This window comes from Acinetobacter sp. PC34 (genome assembly GCF_051789135.1).
Classification (GTDB): domain Bacteria; phylum Pseudomonadota; class Gammaproteobacteria; order Pseudomonadales; family Moraxellaceae; genus Acinetobacter; species Acinetobacter johnsonii.
The window spans coordinates 2079431-2096879 of record NZ_CP196664.1; the positions used below are offsets into that span (position 1 = coordinate 2079431).

At 41.5% G+C, this 17449-nt stretch carries 14 protein-coding genes and 1 pseudogene; 10 read left to right on the top strand and 5 right to left on the bottom strand.

What is annotated here, in order from left to right; genetic code table 11:
* Window positions 1-164 precede the first annotated feature (164 nt).
* The 3 genes from ACSC9N_RS10190 to ACSC9N_RS10200 all read right to left on the bottom strand — a co-directional run bounded on the left by ACSC9N_RS10190 (window position 165) and on the right by ACSC9N_RS10200 (window position 5265).
* Entirely contained in the window at window positions 165-293 is a 129-nt protein-coding gene (locus ACSC9N_RS10190; protein WP_252716368.1) for a KGW motif small protein, read from the bottom strand.
* Between the two features lie 224 nt (window positions 294-517).
* Window positions 518-4354, bottom strand: coding sequence for a phosphoribosylformylglycinamidine synthase (gene purL / locus ACSC9N_RS10195; RefSeq protein ID WP_010326417.1), 3837 nt, complete (start codon window positions 4352-4354; stop codon window positions 518-520).
* Between the two features lie 185 nt (window positions 4355-4539).
* On the bottom strand, window positions 4540-5265 hold the full coding sequence (locus ACSC9N_RS10200; protein ID WP_010326416.1) for a hypothetical protein: 726 nt from the start codon (window positions 5263-5265) through the stop codon (window positions 4540-4542).
* A 185-nt stretch (window positions 5266-5450) separates the two neighbouring features.
* On the opposite strand from ACSC9N_RS10200, the pseudogene ACSC9N_RS10205 reads away from it, so the two are divergent.
* The 4 genes and pseudogenes from ACSC9N_RS10205 to ruvB all read left to right on the top strand — a co-directional run bounded on the left by ACSC9N_RS10205 (window position 5451) and on the right by ruvB (window position 9959).
* A pseudogene (locus ACSC9N_RS10205) lies at window positions 5451-6216 on the top strand (IS5-like element ISAba31 family transposase).
* A 442-nt stretch (window positions 6217-6658) separates the two neighbouring features.
* Entirely contained in the window at window positions 6659-7999 is a 1341-nt protein-coding gene (locus ACSC9N_RS10210) for a deoxyguanosinetriphosphate triphosphohydrolase (RefSeq protein ID WP_029574990.1), read from the top strand.
* Window positions 8000-8125: 126 nt separating this feature from the next.
* The gene (ruvA, locus tag ACSC9N_RS10215; RefSeq protein WP_010326413.1) at window positions 8126-8728 is read left to right on the top strand and encodes a Holliday junction branch migration protein RuvA; all 603 of its coding nucleotides are present in this window, start codon (window positions 8126-8128) and stop codon (window positions 8726-8728) included.
* Window positions 8729-8948: 220 nt separating this feature from the next.
* Window positions 8949-9959 (top strand): Holliday junction branch migration DNA helicase RuvB, encoded by a 1011-nt coding sequence (gene ruvB, locus ACSC9N_RS10220; RefSeq protein WP_005399718.1) that lies wholly within the window; start codon window positions 8949-8951, stop codon window positions 9957-9959.
* Window positions 9960-10013: 54 nt separating this feature from the next.
* Here the strand turns inward: ruvB and ACSC9N_RS10225 are convergent, their stop codons facing one another.
* Window positions 10014-11246, bottom strand: a complete 1233-nt coding sequence (locus tag ACSC9N_RS10225; protein WP_094148599.1) for an acetamidase/formamidase family protein — start codon at window positions 11244-11246, stop codon at window positions 10014-10016.
* Window positions 11247-11463: 217 nt separating this feature from the next.
* Window positions 11464-12045 carry a hypothetical protein gene (locus tag ACSC9N_RS10230; RefSeq protein WP_010326411.1) on the bottom strand — a complete coding sequence of 194 codons (582 nt, stop codon included), beginning with the start codon at window positions 12043-12045 and terminating at the stop codon, window positions 11464-11466.
* Window positions 12046-12266: 221 nt separating this feature from the next.
* Here ACSC9N_RS10230 and ybgC point away from each other — a divergent pair, with 221 nt between their 5' ends.
* The 6 genes from ybgC (at window position 12267) to pal (ending at window position 17425) form a co-directional block, all read left to right on the top strand.
* Complete coding sequence (gene ybgC, locus ACSC9N_RS10235) at window positions 12267-12674, top strand: tol-pal system-associated acyl-CoA thioesterase (protein ID WP_004693869.1); 408 nt, start codon at window positions 12267-12269, stop codon at window positions 12672-12674.
* Between the two features lie 26 nt (window positions 12675-12700).
* The gene (tolQ, locus tag ACSC9N_RS10240) at window positions 12701-13399 is read left to right on the top strand and encodes a protein TolQ (protein ID WP_004980607.1); all 699 of its coding nucleotides are present in this window, start codon (window positions 12701-12703) and stop codon (window positions 13397-13399) included.
* Window positions 13399-13851 carry a protein TolR gene (gene tolR / locus ACSC9N_RS10245; protein ID WP_004693872.1) on the top strand — a complete coding sequence of 151 codons (453 nt, stop codon included), beginning with the start codon at window positions 13399-13401 and terminating at the stop codon, window positions 13849-13851. Before tolQ ends, tolR begins: the two co-directional genes overlap by 1 nt.
* A 3-nt stretch (window positions 13852-13854) precedes the next feature.
* The gene (gene tolA, locus ACSC9N_RS10250) at window positions 13855-15162 is read left to right on the top strand and encodes a cell envelope integrity protein TolA (RefSeq protein WP_010326410.1); all 1308 of its coding nucleotides are present in this window, start codon (window positions 13855-13857) and stop codon (window positions 15160-15162) included.
* A gap of 357 nt (window positions 15163-15519) precedes the next feature.
* Window positions 15520-16803, top strand: a complete 1284-nt coding sequence (gene tolB / locus ACSC9N_RS10255) for a Tol-Pal system beta propeller repeat protein TolB (RefSeq protein ID WP_010326409.1) — start codon at window positions 15520-15522, stop codon at window positions 16801-16803.
* 52 nt (window positions 16804-16855) lie between these two features.
* Window positions 16856-17425 carry a peptidoglycan-associated lipoprotein Pal gene (pal, locus tag ACSC9N_RS10260; RefSeq protein ID WP_004693879.1) on the top strand — a complete coding sequence of 190 codons (570 nt, stop codon included), beginning with the start codon at window positions 16856-16858 and terminating at the stop codon, window positions 17423-17425.
* Window positions 17426-17449: the final 24 nt, after the last annotated feature.

The window sequence follows — 17449 nt, forward strand, 5'->3', positions numbered from 1 at the left end:
ATCAGACGAACAAAGGGCTTTTGTTACTTTTCGCCCATGAAAAGTAAAGTCATATAGATATAAATTTTGTTTAAAATTACGCCAACTAAAAATGCAGTCTATTTTATATAAATAGTACATTCAATAAAAAACCGCCTCTCGGCGGTTTTTTTATATTCTCAAAATCACATCTGCAACATATACCCCAAAATCAAAAAGATCAATTGCAAGCTCAAAATCACAGCAAACAACTTCCATCCTTTTTTACGTAACGCAGACTTATCGACTGCTTCGTATGTAACTGTTTTAATCATGTCATCACCTCATACATAAGTGTTGATACTGAAATTGTTTAGTAATCCATCTTTCTTCTATTTTGCATGATATTTGTGCACTTATTACACAATATCACTTTCACATAAATATAAAAGCAAAATCTAAACCAACTTCAACGGGAGAAATAAAAATTCAAAAAACAAAAAAATTAATTCAATAAAAAAGCCACCCGAAGGTGGCTTTTCAAAACACAGACTTCAAATTAACCAATGAACTTACGTGCATTACGGAACATACGTAACCATGCACCATCTTCCGTCCACTCTTCAGGCTTCCAAGAATGCTGTACCGCACGGAAGTTACGTTCAGGGTGCGGCATCATAATCGTTGCACGACCATCTTTCGATGTGACACCTGAAATCGCTTCTGGTGAACCATTCGGGTTCATTGGATAGTGTTGAGTCGGGTTCCCTTGGCTATCGACATAACGCAAGATCACTTGATTGCCTGCATTTAATGCAGCCAAGTTATCCGCGCTTGTTACCACACGACCTTCACCATGTGCAACTGCGATCGGCAGGATTGAACCTTCCATACCTTCTAACAATACAGAGTTCGATTTTTCAACACGAACGTTTACTGCACGCGCTTCAAACATCTCAGAAGTGTTGCGGTGGAAACGCGGCCAAGCTTCAGCACCCGGAATCAGTGGCGCCAATTGCGACAACATTTGACAGCCATTACAAATACCAAGAGAGAACGTTTCGTCACGATTGAAGAATTTTTCAAATTGGTCACGAAGTTTTGGGTTGAACAAAACTGATTTCGCCCAGCCACCACCAGCACCCATTACGTCACCGTAAGAGAAACCACCACATGCCACAAGACCTTCAAAGTCATCTAGGCTGATACGACCTGCAAGCAAGTCGCTCATGTGCACGTCTACAGTATTGAAACCAACTTTGTCGAATGCCGCAGCCATTTCAACATGACCGTTTACGCCTTGTTCACGTAAGATCACCATGTTTGGACGGCGTTCGTTGATGTACGGCGCTTCGATTGGCTCGTTCAAATCAAATGTAGGTTTTGCAATAATACCTGCATGTGATTTGTCCGTGATCAATGCAAATTCTTGATCCGCTGTTTCCACGTTATCACGTAGACGTTGAATCTGATGTGACACTTCAGTCCACGCCACTTGCAAGTCTGCACGTTCAAGCACTAAGCCATTTACAGTCAATTGATCTGTATTATTTACAGTACCAATAACCGCAATTGCATCGCGTAATGTAGATGCCGCAACTTCTTCTGCAAGTGTTGCCCAATCAGACGCGCTGATTTGAAGCACTGCACCAATTTCTTCTGCAAATAGACTTTCAGTTGATTGATCTTCTAAAGCCACACCGAGACGTGCCGCAAACATCATTTCCGCAACAGTTGCAAGCAAACCACCATCACCGATGTCGTGGTAAGCCTTAATTAAGCCGCGGTTATTCCAGTCTTGAACCAATGTAAAGAAAGCTTTGAAGTCGTCAAAACTATCCACATCAGGTGTCACTGAACCAATCGCTTTATAGACCTGAGCAAGGATTGAGCCACCTAAACGGAACTGACCTTTAGAAAGATCGATACGGACAAGTACTGATTCTTCATTTTTCAATTCAGGCGTTAAGGTTTTACGTACATCAGTCACAGGAGCAAAGGCTGTGATTACACCTGACATCGGTGAAGTCACCGATTTGTCTTCGCCTTCATCATTCCAAGTCGTACGCATTGACAATGAGTCTTTACCGACTGGAATTGCAATACCGAGTGCAGGACACATTTCCATACCGATGGCTTTTACACCTTCGAATAAAGCTTGGTCTTCACCTTTTTGCCCTGCCGCCGCCATCCAGTTTGCAGACAATTTAATGTCACTGATCTGGTCGATTTTTGCAGACATAATATTTGAAATCGACTCTGCAACCGATAAACGCGCAGATGCCGCAGGATTTAACAAGGCAACAGGCGGACGTTCACCCATCGCCATTGCTTCACCTGTATAGCCTTGTAAGCTTGTTGTGGTTACTGCTGCATCTGCAACAGGAACCTGCCAACGGCCTACAAACTGATCACGTGCAACCATACCTGTAATTGAACGGTCACCAATGGTGATCAAAAATGATTTCGATGCAACCGTTGGATTTTTAAGTACACGGTAAATTGCATCTTTCAAATCTGTGACTTTAGATGCATCAAAGTCGTCACCTTGACGTTCAATCGTTTCATACGAACGACTCATACGTGGTGTGCCACCTAGCATGACCTGCATTGGCATATCCACGGCTTTGTTTTCAAACAATGGATCTTCAACAGTTAAGTGACGTGCTTCAGTCGCTTCACCCAATACTGCAAACGGACAACGTTCACGTGCACAAAGTGATTCAAACAGGCTTAAAGAACTTGGACGAATAGCTAAAACATAACGTTCTTGCGCTTCGTTTGACCAAATCTCCATTGGAGACATGCCCGGCTCAAGCGATGGAATCTTACGCAAATCAAGAATCGCACCCAGTTCGTGGTCATTCACCAACTCAGGCATTGCGTTAGAAACACCACCTGCACCCACGTCATGCACAGACACGATTGGGTTGAAGTCTTCCATACGCCAGCATGCATCAATCACTTCTTGGCAACGACGTTCCATTTCAGGGTTTTCACGTTGTACAGAAGCGAAATCTAAGTTTTCACCGAGTTTACCGCTGTCTACAGAAGATGCAGCACCGCCACCAAGACCGATCAGCATTGCAGGGCCACCAAGGACGATCAATAAATCGCCTGGTTGAATCGCATCTTTTTCCACGTGGTCTGGACGGATATTACCGTAACCACCCGCAATCATAATTGGCTTATGGAAGCCTTTCACATCGCCATTCACGTTTTGTTCAAAAGTACGGAAGTAACCGTTTAACGCAGGACGACCAAACTCGTTATTGAACGCAGCACCACCCAACGGCCCTTCAATCATAATTTGAAGTGGAGATGCCATACGAGATGGTTTACCGTAGTTTTCTTCCCAAGGCTGTTCAAAGCCCGGAATATTTAAGTTTGAAACCGTAAAGCCTGTTAAACCTGCTTTTGGTTTACCACCACGACCTGTTGCGCCTTCATCACGGATTTCACCGCCTGAACCGGTCGCAGCGCCCGCAAATGGCGCAATCGCTGTTGGGTGGTTATGCGTTTCCACTTTCATGAGGATGTGAGCGGCTTGACTCTTGTATTTATAAACGTGGTGACCAGTCGCTTCATCTTTCTTTGGATAGAAACGCTGAGTATCAAAACCAACGATCACCGAAGCATTGTCTTTATATGCTGACAATACATCTGTTGGTGATTCTTTATAAGTATTTTTAATCATTTGGAACAATGACAATGGCTGTTTTTCACCATCAATTGTCCATTCAGAACCAAAGATTTTATGACGACAGTGCTCTGAGTTTGCCTGAGCAAACATCATCAGCTCGATATCGTGCGGATTACGACCGAGCTTGTTAAAAGCAGCAACTAAATAATCAATTTCTTCATCAGAGAGTGCAAAACCAAACTCAGAGTTCGCCTTCACTAAAGCATCTTTGCCCTGACCTAAAATGTCGATTGCATTTAAAGGTTTTGGAGCCGTTTCAGAGAACAATGCAGCAGCGTCTTCAATTTGATTGAACACACTTTCAGTCATACGGTCATGTAAAACTTGTTTTACTGCATCCGATACTTCAGAAATACCTTTTAAAGTAAACAAAACACCGCGTTCTAAGCGGTGTATCGGGGTATTACAGTTAGCAAAAATATCCGTTGCCTTTGATGACCACGGCGAGATTGTACCTACACGTGGCGTCACAAGGACTTGAACTTCATCACTTGTCGCTTCGCGAACTTGGAAGGTTGCGCCATCATTTAATAGCTGCAAAGCAGATTGCTGTTGTTGCTCGTCGAGCGCTTGGTCGAAAAGGTAAACCCATTGGCTTTCTATTGATTGAACAGAACTGATAGACGATAGACGTGTTAAAAGTTGTGTTTGCTTAAAAGAAGAGTGTGCAGGTGCACCGGCAACGATAAACATGCTGTTTTTGGCTCCACGGGCAGGTCTAGACAACCTACCTCAATGTGACTTGAAGAGAGCGCATATTCTACTGTGAATGCAAGTTTTGAGCTAGTCATATCAGACTTAAAATATGCTGAAATCGTGGTTTTAAATGTCCGAATTTCTTTGACTTTCGCTGCTAAACATGATTAGTAACAATTGATTTACTTGACTGAATATATGTACTCGCCTGTTTTCGGATCTTCTTTAGCAATGATGCCGTTCTTTTTATAAAACATATTCCCACATTGAAGCTCTTCATCAATTTCACCATCTATTGCATAAGGAAGTTGCACATTCACTCGCTTTAAATAAGGATGATCAAAAGCTGGTTCGATAAAAAATGCATCTAAACTTTCCATGTTATAACAAACATAGATTTGCTCAGGTGTACCGTTTTTATTCAGGTCAATGCTAAAGGTGTGATCAGAATTTTGTACTATTCGATCATTTTTCAATGATACAAAATTAACTAAATCACCTTCTCTATCAATTTCATAGGAATATTTTTGATTTTCATCCTCTGAGCCACCATTACAGTTTTTAATTGGTTTTCCAATTTTAACTTTTTCGGATTGAAGCTCTTCTTTGGTAAATTTAGATTTACCATTTATTTCATTACTGAGCAAAATCGCCCAATAATTTTTCCCCTCTGCGCGTGGAGCATCTGTCCAAATACAATTTTTAGCAATGAACTGATCGCCCTCTTGTTGAAAGGCAAAAGTAGCGATAGGTAAATCTTGGATCACTTTATTTTCAACCGATAAGTTTGGTTTAACTTGAGAAACTTTTGATTCAACTTTTTCAGATGCAGTCATCTGTTTATTTTGATTAGGTTGGCTGCAAGCGGATAATAAGATACTGATAGCTAATAATAAGCTTTTATTCATATTTTTCTCAGGCTCATAATAAATAGGTTCTGGATCCCATCCATTGTGGAAAATCAATAGTCGTTTACACTCAAGATATAAAATAACTGATTTCAAATCTTTATATAGGGTGTGTTGACACTTTTAGCTTAAAAAAATAGCGAAGTAGTAAAATCAAATCGCCAAACCCAATTTTACTATTCGCTATGCCTCGTACCATGCTGACAGATCAACACTGGCAAAAGTTGAAAGTTATTCTGCGTAATTTATCCATTCACCACAACTCAAATTTACGCAATTTTATTGAAGCTATTCTCTATAGAATTAGAACAGGCTGTCCGTGGCGAGATATTCCTTGTTGTTTTGGTCATTCAAACTCTATTTTCAAACGTTTTAATCGTTGGTCAAGCAGCGGTAAGTTACTTAGATTATTCAAATTACTAGCCTCATGCCCCGATATGGAGTGGATTTTTATTGATGGCTCTCATGTACGTGCTCATCAACATTCTGCCGGTATAGCGAATCAATCTATTTCTAAAAGTGTAGGAGGAAACTCCTCAAAAATACATTTGATTGTTGATGCACATGGCAATCCTATTGATTTCATGATTACCGATGGAACCACACATGATGTTAAAGTTGCACCTGATTTAATATCAACATTAGATTTAAAAGAGACAAAAGTGGTATGTGCAGATAAAGGCTATGATTCAGAACCACTGCGTGAACAGATCAGGAAAACAAGGACTAAAGCGAATATACCAAAAAAAACAAATAGCCAATCGAACAATGACCATATGGACTGGTGTTTATATAAAATCAGGCATTTAGTTGAAAATATGTTTTGTAGATTAAAGCAATTTAGAGGAATAGCTACTCGATATGACAAGCTCAAAAGAAATTATCAAAGTTCTGTTGCTTTAGCCTGTATATTTTTATGGCTACCTTTATAGGGTTAATTATGAACAGTAAATGTCAACAGACCCTAATTCTTCCGCATCAATTTGTGCTGAATATTGATCATAGTTTTGATCTGAAATATAAGATTATTCGTGTAGGCAAGGTATTTCCCCTAAAGAAATAATCGTATTACACTTACACAGGAGTTTTGGCATACCGCCCATAGTTAGTTTATTTAAAAAATCAATATAGTTAGGTCTAATTAGTCATACTTGATCAAAACAGAGTGGAATTTAGAACAATCATGATTGTTTCCCCCCTTTCAGCACGAAATAAATGGCAGATGATTGAAATGAATTTATATGATTTCATCATCCATTTTTTTCAGAATAATGGTGAAAAGTATAGGGAAAACCAAAAGTCATAAATTAAAAGACAACTTATGTCGCAGCCCTCTAGAGCTCGTCACACTTTTTTGGCATGATGAAGCCAATAACTCACTGAATAACGATAAATGATGCAAATGCGTTGGTTGGAACTGCTCTCAACAGTTCGTATTGGAAGTAAAAAACAAAATACCGAATTGGCACGTAGCCCATTTCACAAAGATTATGATCGAATTATTTTTTCCCAAAGTTTTCGCCAACTGAACCGAAAAACCCAAGTCCATCCACTGACTCAACACGATGGCATTCACACCCGTTTAACTCATTCGCTCGAAGTCTCCTGCATTGGACGCTCTCTTGGCATGCTCGCAGCGGAAAAAATCAAAGATGAACTACCAATGTGGATTTCCCCTGCCGATGTTGGAGCCATTATTCAAGCGGCTTGTTTAGCACATGATATTGGGAACCCACCGTTTGGTCATGCGGGTGAATATGCTATTCGTGAATGGTTTGACGATGCGTCACATGGAAACTTTTTAGAGAAACTTTCCGCAGAAGAACAAGCCGATGTACGTCAATTTGAAGGTAATGCCCAAGGTCTACGCTTACTGACTAAAATTGACTATCACCCTAATGATGGTGGCATGCGTCTGACTTATGCAACACTTGGGGCTTACTTAAAATATCCATGGTTGTCTAAAACCATCGAGTCACAAGGTAATACTCCTGCCAGTAAACGTGCCAAATTTGGTTGCTATCAGGCAGAAAAAGAAATCCTTCAACAAATTGCAGAGCAACTTGGACTGATTCAACTGGGTGAATATCATTATTGCCGTCATCCGCTGACTTATTTACTTGAAGCAGCAGATGATATTTGCTACGCCCTGATTGATCTTGAAGATGGCATTATTTTAAATATGTTGTCTTATGAAGAAGTCGAACCGACTTTTTTAAGCTTACTAGGTGAATATAGCGCACCAACTGAACTGTCGATGCCAGATACAACTTGGCAGCAAAAAATTGCAGCCCTACGTGGACGAGTGATGAAACGTCTGGTTGAAGAAGTCACATCGGCATTTGCTAAGCATCATTTTGAAATTTTAAACGGACAACTGGCTGGCAGCTTACTGCAATACTGCGCTGCTGATATTGAGTTAGGCATTAACCGTGCAAAGGATTTAGCTCGCGATAAAATATTTGAACACCCACAAAAAGCGGGTTTGGAAATTATTGCCCATCAAAGCTTACAAAACATTTTAGATGCCTTTATTCCGCTCACTACACCGCATAAAACATTGAGCTTTAAAGAACAACGCTTAATGGCTATTTTATGTCGTTCTGGTGCGCACTTTGGTAGCAACCACTATGAAAATATCATGCAGGTCTTAGATATTATTTCTAAATTTTCGGACCACCAAGCGTACAACTTGTCTCAAGAGTTACAAGGCAATAAGGCAGGATTGATTTAAATAAGTCATCAACATCCAGTTTGATGATAAAGCCATCAATCCGAACTCAATTTTCCATGAGTCTTTTGCCTTTCTGCGCAATGCTCACTACTATGCAACCATAGATAAAAAAGTGAATCACACAACATGATCGGATGTCTTATTGGTGAAGTCTTCGCACTAGAAGCACCCACCGTACTTTTAAATGTAAATGGTGTCGGTTATGAAATTGATACACCACTGACGACCTTCTGCCAACTACAAAAAGGCCAGAACATTACCTTATGGACGCACCTTGCCGTGCGTGAAGATGCTCAACTGCTCTATGGTTTTCTACATCAACAAGAAAAAATCATTTTTCGCACCCTATTAAAGGTCAACGGTGTCGGCCCTAAAATGGCTTTAGGTATCTTATCCACGCTCAGCGTCGATATGCTGATTCATACTGTCGAACATGAAGATATAAATACACTGGTTAAAGTACCGGGCGTGGGTAAAAAAACTGCTGAACGTTTGATGATTGAGTTACGTGATCGCTTTAAAGCGATGTCTTCAGGCACTGTGCCAAGCAACTCAACCGTTGAACAAATTCAGTTCACAGGCAACTCTGCCGTGGCAGAAGCTGAAGCGGCCTTACAATCTTTAGGTTACAAACCTTTAGAAGCACAGAAATTGGTCAATGCTGCAAAAGGTGATTTTACTGAAGCGAGCGACATCATCCGTGCTGCACTCAAATCGATGAATAAATAATCCAAAATAGACACACCAATACACCTAAATTGGATACATGAAGGCGACATGGATGTCGCCATGTTGGATTGGGATATAAGGACATATCCTCAATCCAACATAAGATTTTTGTTACTTTTGATCTTTCAAAAGTAAGGCAATGCCTACACAATGGTACCTAAACACAAATCATAATTTGAGGCTGTGCCTCGAAAGTTCAGCCAGAGATTGATTTAACTATATGCAAGACCGTCTCATCGGTGGTTCCGAAAAACCCGAAGATCATATCGACCGCGCTATCCGCCCGACCTCACTCGATGACTACATCGGTCAGCCCGTAGTTCGTGAGCAAATGGAAATCTTTATTGGCGCAGCACGTGGTCGAGGTGAAGCCCTCGATCACACCTTAATTTTTGGTCCACCGGGACTAGGTAAAACCACACTTGCCAATATTATTGCCCGTGAAATGGGTGGAAACCTCAAGTCGACTTCAGGCCCCGTACTAGAACGGGCTGGGGATTTGGCAGCCATGCTGACCAACCTTGAAGAAGGTGATGTGCTGTTCATCGACGAAATTCACCGTCTTTCCCCCGTGATTGAAGAAATTCTTTACCCAGCCATGGAAGACTACCAACTCGACATTATGATTGGCGAAGGTCCTGCGGCGCGTTCAATTAAGCTCGACTTACCCCCTTTTACTTTAGTTGCCGCAACCACACGTGCTGGACTCCTCACCTCTCCTTTACGTGACCGTTTTGGTATTGTGCAACGCCTTGAATTCTATTCAGTCACTGACTTGACACATATTGTGACTCGTTCTGCCAATTTGATGGATGTACCTATTACACGTGAAGGTTCAGCAGAAATTGCACGTCGTTCACGTGGTACACCACGTATTGCAAACCGTTTACTGCGTCGTGTCCGTGACTATGCGCAAGTCAAAGGTACTGGTGAAGTGACACAAGATATGGCTCAGCGTGCACTCGATATGCTCAATGTCGATAAAGATGGTTTAGACACTTTAGACCGTCGTTATTTGAGTATGTTACTTGAACGTTTTGATGGCGGCCCTGGTGGTGTAGAAGCTTTGGCAGCTGCAATGGCTGAAGACTCAGGTACTTTAGAAGATGTGATTGAACCATATTTGATTCAACAAGGTTATGTCATGCGGACAGCCCGTGGCCGTATTGCCACCAATATGGCGTATTTGCAGTTTGGTATGACACCGCCTGAACCGAAGGATAAACCCTAAAATACCTGTTTAATGCAAAAGAAGGAGGCTTAATGCCGCCTTCTTTTTGGTTCACTATCTATTCTTTGTTTCTTTAAACTCATTAAAGTCTGCTTTACGGATCATGGCATGAATACCTTTGGTACGATCAACCACTTGGGATACCTCAAAGTCTGTAGCGGCACTTAAATAAGCATATGCAATTTCTTCTGAAATACCATATTCATCAACCAAAAAGCGAATCGCTTCACGTGTTGATTTACGCATTGCTTCGTCCAAATCTTCGTCTAAACCAGGCGTAATCCAAAACTCCGCATTCTCTGCTAGAGGTTGTCTAATGGTTTTACCAGGTACTTTATCCTTGCCCGCTTTTAACAATGTAATTTTAAACGTTGCCCGTGCTGATCCCTCAAGAGCAGTCAAGGAAACTTCACCATCTCCTTGAACAAAATGACTATCACCTGTATAGAACAGTGCACCTGGCACTTGTACAGGATAGTACACCGTTGCCCCAGCACTTAACTCATTAATATCAATATTTCCTCCATAAAATGATGGGGGTACTGAATGCACAGGTTCGCTTGTATTTGCAGCCACCCCCATAGTTCCCATAAATGGGTTTAAAGGAAAGCGGATTGATGGGCCTGTATCAGTTTTTAAAACACCTTCCCAAACTCCATTTTTATTTTTTTCAATTGGCGTAAAGATAGAAACATTACCATATGCATCTGGATTATTTGCTGAAGCTCCATCCATCTTTTTACGCTTTGGAAACTCAGGTAATGTACCCTTTCCATGTCTATTTGAAATCACACCATAAGGAACTCGTGGTTCAACTTTTAAGATTTCAACTTTTAAAATATCCCCAGGCATTGCACCATCAATTGCAATTGGACCTGTGATGATGTGTGGACCATCTTTATGAAAATCATGCTTTAAATTGGAGCGCGTAATTAATTTTGCTTCATCTAGAACATTTTCAGATTCAACCCCATGCGATGAAAAATACTTTTCAGCATCTCTCCCCTGATCTTCAAGCAATCCTTCATGTGAAACAGTATCAAAGGTCACTGTACTTTCCGATGGAACTGTTAATACTGGTTTAGCATTCTTATTTGGTAAATAGCCCCATGTAATTGTTTTTAATGTACTTGGAACATAATAATTCCCTTGATATTCACCTTTTTTTAATAACATTGGCTTATTTTCTAGTTGTTTTAAAACCTGAAAGTCATCAGCAAAAGTGAAAGATGAAAGTGCTAAAAGACCAGATGTGACAGCTATAGATAATGCTAAACGCGTTGACATATGTAAATTTCCCTAATTTAATTACATAACGCTAAAAGCAAATTTAATGCCATTTTAAGTTATTATTCACGTTTTAATAAAGTTATACCTAGTCGCTCTATTAGTCAGCTTCTTAATACAATACTGGGTATGCATTTATAAAATATTTAAATAACATTATCTTTTTTTTAAACGAGAATCCATCACAAGCCTTGGCTATACATCCCCTCTCGACAATTTATAAAGAGGAAATTTCTCTCACCTCTTCGACCAGCATTAACTCACACGCCCCATTCCCTGTGTCTGTCCGACTCAGTGAACTGCGCCACGTCCAACCATCAGCCGATTTAACTTCAACCAGTTGCCCTTTTAAATAAACCATGTCGTCTACATCAATATCTGCAAGTTTTTGTGCAACAACTTTATTGGCTGGGATCAAATGCGTATTGGCACTACTCGAGGCAATATCATTTACTGGAATGGGTGGATTGTTCTCATAACGCCGATAATACCAACGATTACTTTGTGTAATAGATAGTTGCTTGTAGACTTCAGGCTTCGCCATCTCGTTCCAACCCAAAGCAAAATCCACAGGACTTAGCTCTGCTTCACGACCCATCCTATAGTTTTCACGCGCCAACACACGAAACTCTCCCGCATATGGTTCTAAGGAAGTAATTGTGTAGCCTTCAACTTGCTGTACATTTTCAATCGGTGAATATAACTCTAAACTTCTGCTTCCTTGCTCAGGCTTAAGCCAATATGTCCACAGCGCAAATGCCACAGCCAAAATAAGCAGCAGTTTAAAATAACCATTCATTCCCTTATCCTTATATTTTTATAGCCATACAGCGTTCAACTCCCCCAACAGTCATGAATCACAATATTTGACATCTTGTGCCATTGGAGTGAAATCTCATAATGCTAAACTGCGACGCATTAGTACTTTGACGTGCATCAATTTTAAGACCCTGTCCTTAAATATAAAAGCGCCAAGTCAATCTAAATCGACTCGTACAACTGGAAAAACGGAATACTCTCATGGCGAATAAATTTGAATTCAACATTCGTGTCTATATTGAAGATACTGATGCAGGTGGCATTGTTTACCACGCCAATCATATTCGCTTTATGGAGCGTACCCGTACTGAGTGGTTACGTGCTTCTGGTGTAGATCATTACTGGCATCAAAAAGACTATAACTTCGTTGTACACAAAATTAATGTGAAATATTCACGTCCAATTTTAATGGATGATTTAATTACTGTTACAGCAAGTGTTGTTTCGTGTAAGGCTACGTCATTTGTGTTGCAACAAAATATTTATCGTGGTGAAATCATGCTTGCATCTGGTGAGGTCGAATTGGCATGTATCAGTTCAGAAATGAAACCACGTCGACTTCCCGATGAAATCCGCGAACTGATTCTAAAAGAATTAGGACAAGACTAAAAAAATTATTGGCACATGTAGTAACTATGGCAACTCAACTCGAATCATCTCTTCAAGTTTCAGATCTAATATTACAAGCAAGCCCAGTCGTACAACTGGTAATGCTGGCTTTACTTTTGGCCTCGCTGTTTAGCTGGTATCTGATTGCCAAGTTACACATGAGTTATAAAAAAGCACAGGCAGACGATGACCATTTCCAAAAAATTTTTTGGTCAGGTGCTGAACTGAATACGCTGTATAACAATGCGCAACTTAACTCCAAACGTGTCGGCCTTGAGGATATTTTTTATCAAGGTTTAGGCGAGTTTTTAAAACTAAAAAAACGCAATGCTGCTACAGCTCAAACCATTGAAGGCACAGAACGTATTTTACGCGTCGGTCTAAGTCGTGACCAAAGCCAACTTGAACAAGGCTTAGGTGCTTTGGCCAGCATTGGTTCTGTTGCCCCGTATGTTGGCTTATTTGGTACCGTTTGGGGCATCATGAATGCATTCATCGGTTTAGCAGACGTAGATCAAGTCACCCTTGCAACGGTTGCACCCGGTATTGCTGAAGCCCTCATTGCTACAGCGATTGGTTTATTTGCAGCGATTCCTGCAGTATTGGCATTTAACCATTACACAGGAAAAGGCGAAACGGTTTACTCCGATCGTGCTTTATTTGCAGAAGAAATGGTTGCGTTATTACAACGTCAGTCTTTGGGTGAAACTAAGGAACATGACTAATGGCAATTCAACGTTCAGGACGCTTCGAGCGCATTAAAAAACCACTAAAAAGTGAGATGAACGTCGTCCCATATATTGACGTCATGCTCGTATTATTAGTGATTTTTATGGTCACCGCACCCATGATTACTAGCGGCATCAATGTCGATCTTCCTCAGGCCAATGGCAACCCCATTGAATCAAAAGATGCACCTGCAATGGTCAGCTTAGATAAAGAAGGTCGCTATTTCCTTAAATATAAAACACACAGTTCAGCTGAACCTTTGGCTTTATCTGAATTGACGTCTATTTTAAGTGAAGCACAGCAACAAGCTCAGGCTGAAAATAAAACTTTAACCGTTGTTGTGGAAGGTGAACAGTCACGCTCTTATGGCGAAGTCATGTCGCTCATGAACAGCCTACAAGAAGCGGGCCTCAGCCAAGTTGGATTACTCACAGAGCCATTAAAGTAATTTATGAAAGATTTTAAAAAGCCACCTTTTAAACAAAAAGCCATCGCGCTTGGATTTACCTTTGGTGTCCATGTGATTGCTGTTGTTGGCTTACTTTATCTTGGTATGAGTAAACCACCAGAGCCACCGAAGCAAATTAGAACTGTGCTCATCAAACCTGAGGACTTAAAGCCTGTTACGCTTGAAGAAACAGAGTTTACGGAAACAGCACATGAAAATGTAGCCAAAGAAATCACACAAACTGCTCCACCAGTTGTAGAGCCTGCACCTGTTATCCCAACTGCACCACCTATAACACCCGTTGTGCCAAAGGTCGACGCTCAAAAGGCAGCAGCGGATGCTAAAGCTGCTGAAGCGGCAGCGCGTAAAGCTGAACTACAGCAGCAGATTCAGGCACGTGCAAAGGCTGAAGCTGAAAAACTACAAGCTCAGCAAGAACGTGCTGCTGCCCGTGCAGCGGAGCAAGCTAAAAATGCTGAGAAAGCCAAAGCAGATGCAGCGGCGAAAGCCGAAGCAGATGCCAAACGCCGAGCAAACTTAGAAGCATTGAAAAAAGCAGAGGCAGTACAAAAAGCGAAGCTAGAGGCACAAAAGAAAGCAGATCTCGCTAAAAAGCAGCAACAAATTACTGACGCCAATAAAGCTAAAGTTGCGGCTGATGCAAAAGCCAAAACCGATGCCGATAAAGCCAAGGCTGCCGCTGATGCAAAACGTAAAGCCGATGCGGACAAAGCAAAAGCCACCGCTGATGCAAAAGCCAAAGCAGACGCCGATAAAGCCAAGGCAAATGCCGATGCTAAAGCTAAAGCAGATGCAGCGAAGGCCAAAGCTGACGCTGATGCGAAACGTAAGGCTGATGCGGATAAAGCTAAGGCAAATGCTGACGCAAAAGCCAAAGCTGATGCCGAAAGAGCCAAAGCTGCCGCTGATGCCAAACGTAAAGCCGATGCCGATGCCAAAGAGCGTGCGGCTGAAGAAGCACGTGCTTCATCTGCAAAACAAGCTGCCGAAGAAGCCGCACAAAAGAAAGCTGAAGCAAAGCAAATTGCTTCAACGGCAAAGCGCGACTTTGAAAATAAAATTAAGCGTGCTTGGGATACCCCAGCAGGTTCAACGGGTAAAACCGCGACTGCACGTGTCACGCTTTCGGATAGTGGCGCTGTACGTTCTGTGATCGTGAGCTCCAGTGACCCGGACATGAAAGCCAGCGTCGAAGCAGCTGTTCGTTCTGCTGCACCCTATCCAATGCCTTCAGATCCAGAAGCGCGCCGGCAAGCACAAAGCTTTACCTCATCCTTTACTGCAAAATAATCCAAATCCCTCTGAACAGTCAGGGGGATTTTTAGCCTAAATCTCAGTACTTTTATATACTCAAATAACTTATTTTAAATACGTTTAATCTGTATCCATGTTCAATAGTAATCGATGTGAAGTCTTTAATTTCAGTCGATATTTCACTCCATATAAGCAAACCGCCACTCTCCCTTATCACACATATCTACCTATGTGTTTTTGCATTTACGCTTAAACGACTTAATTCTTACTCATTTTTCACAGTGTTATAACAGATCAGTCATAATTTCATGCTTTTAATATTAGAAAATCATGCCATTATGTAGAACAATTAAACCCACAATAAAAGCCGTTTGTTTGAGTAAATAACGAATGATGGAAATGACGCGTAAACACCTTCTTAGCCTAGCCATTTTAACTGCTTTCAGCCCAGTCTTAGTGACTCAAGTGCATGCTCAGCTTCATTTAGAAATTGCAAAAGCACCTGAAGAAGCGCCTAAAATTGCAATCGTACCTTTTAGCAATGACAGTAGCCTCTATCCTATTATTGAAACAGATTTAAACCGCTCAGGGAAATTTACCAGCGCTTCAAAAAATTTACCTGCAACCGCCAGCATGAATAATCCGAACGCAGCCAACTGGCAGGCTGCAGGTGTTCCATATGTCGTTACAGGAACAGTAAAAACCACTGAAAATGGCAGTTACGAAGTTCATTACCAACTTTATGATGTCCAAAAACAACAATATCTTTTAAATGAATTATTAACTGTTCCAGCATCACGCGTTCGTTCTGCTGCACACATGATTAGTGATGCTATTTATCAAGCATTAACTGGTATTCCAGGAGACTTTAGCGGTCGTATTGCTTATGTACTACGCAATCCTGCTACACCAGAGCAACGCTATACACTACAAATCGCGGATACTGATGGTGAGCAACCACGTACAATTTTAACGTCACGCGACCCCATTCTATCGCCTGCTTGGACTCCAGATGCCAAGAAAATCGCTTATGTGTCGTTTGAAACCAAACGCCCTGCAATTTATGTCCAAGACCTTTCCACAGGTGCGCGTGAAAAGCTTGCTAGCTTCCGGGGTCTAAATGGCGCACCAAGCTTCTCTCCAGACGGGAAAAGTATGCTGTTCACCGCTTCTATGCATGGCAACCCGGAAATCTATCAAATGAACTTGGAAACCCGTCAGCTGCAACGTATGACCAACGACAGTGCCATTGATACTGAAGCGCGTTATGCACCAGATGGTAAGTCATTTATCTTTACTTCTGACCGTGGTGGTTCTGCACAAATTTACCGTTATGACTTGGCAAATAGTAATTATAACCGCCTGACCTTCCGTGGCGCATTCAATGCACGTGGTACGCTCAGTGCCGATGGCAAAAAGCTGGCACTGGTTCACCGTCCAAGTGGTAGTAACTATAAAGTCGCTATTCAAGATTTAAACTCAAGTGTCACCAATATTTTAACGCCAACCAGTTTGGATGAATCACCAAGTTTCTCGCCAAATGGGCAGATGGTGGTCTATGCAACGCGTGAAGGTTCACGTGGTTTGTTGTCGATCATGTCACTGGATGGCCGTTTCCGTATGAATTTACCAAGTGAACAAGGTGAAGTCCGTGAACCCGCTTGGGCACCCAAATAACTTTTTTAATGACTAGTCATTTAATAATCATCAATTTTCATGGAGATGAAGAATGAAATCGATCAAACTTTTAGCCCTTCCAATCTTAGCGACTGCTCTTGTAGTTACAGGATGTGCGAGCCGCAAACCCGCTGCGACAATTGAAGCGGGTCAAAACCCAAATGGTTCAACCACAGTCAATACTCAAGGTCTAAGTGAAGATGCTGCTTTAAATGCACAAAATCTTGCAGGTGCATCGGCAAAAGGCGTAACTGAAGCCAACAAAGCATTTTTAGCAAAACGCGTTGTGCATTTTGACTATGACAGTAGCGACCTCAGCAATGATGATTACCAAACGCTACAAGCTCATGCGCAGTTCTTAATGGCAAATGCAAATTCGCGTGTGGCGTTAACAGGTCATACCGATGAGCGCGGTACACGTGAATACAATATGGCATTGGGTGAACGTCGTGCCAAAGCGGTTGAAAGTTTCTTAATCACCACAGGTGTGAGTCCGAACCAGCTTGAAGCAGTTAGTTACGGTAAAGAAATGCCAATCAATGCAGGCCATGACGAAAATGCATGGAAAGAAAACCGTCGCGTAGAAATTAACTACGAAGCAGTGCCACCACTTTTAAAATAATGCTGGTATTACAACTGAAATAAA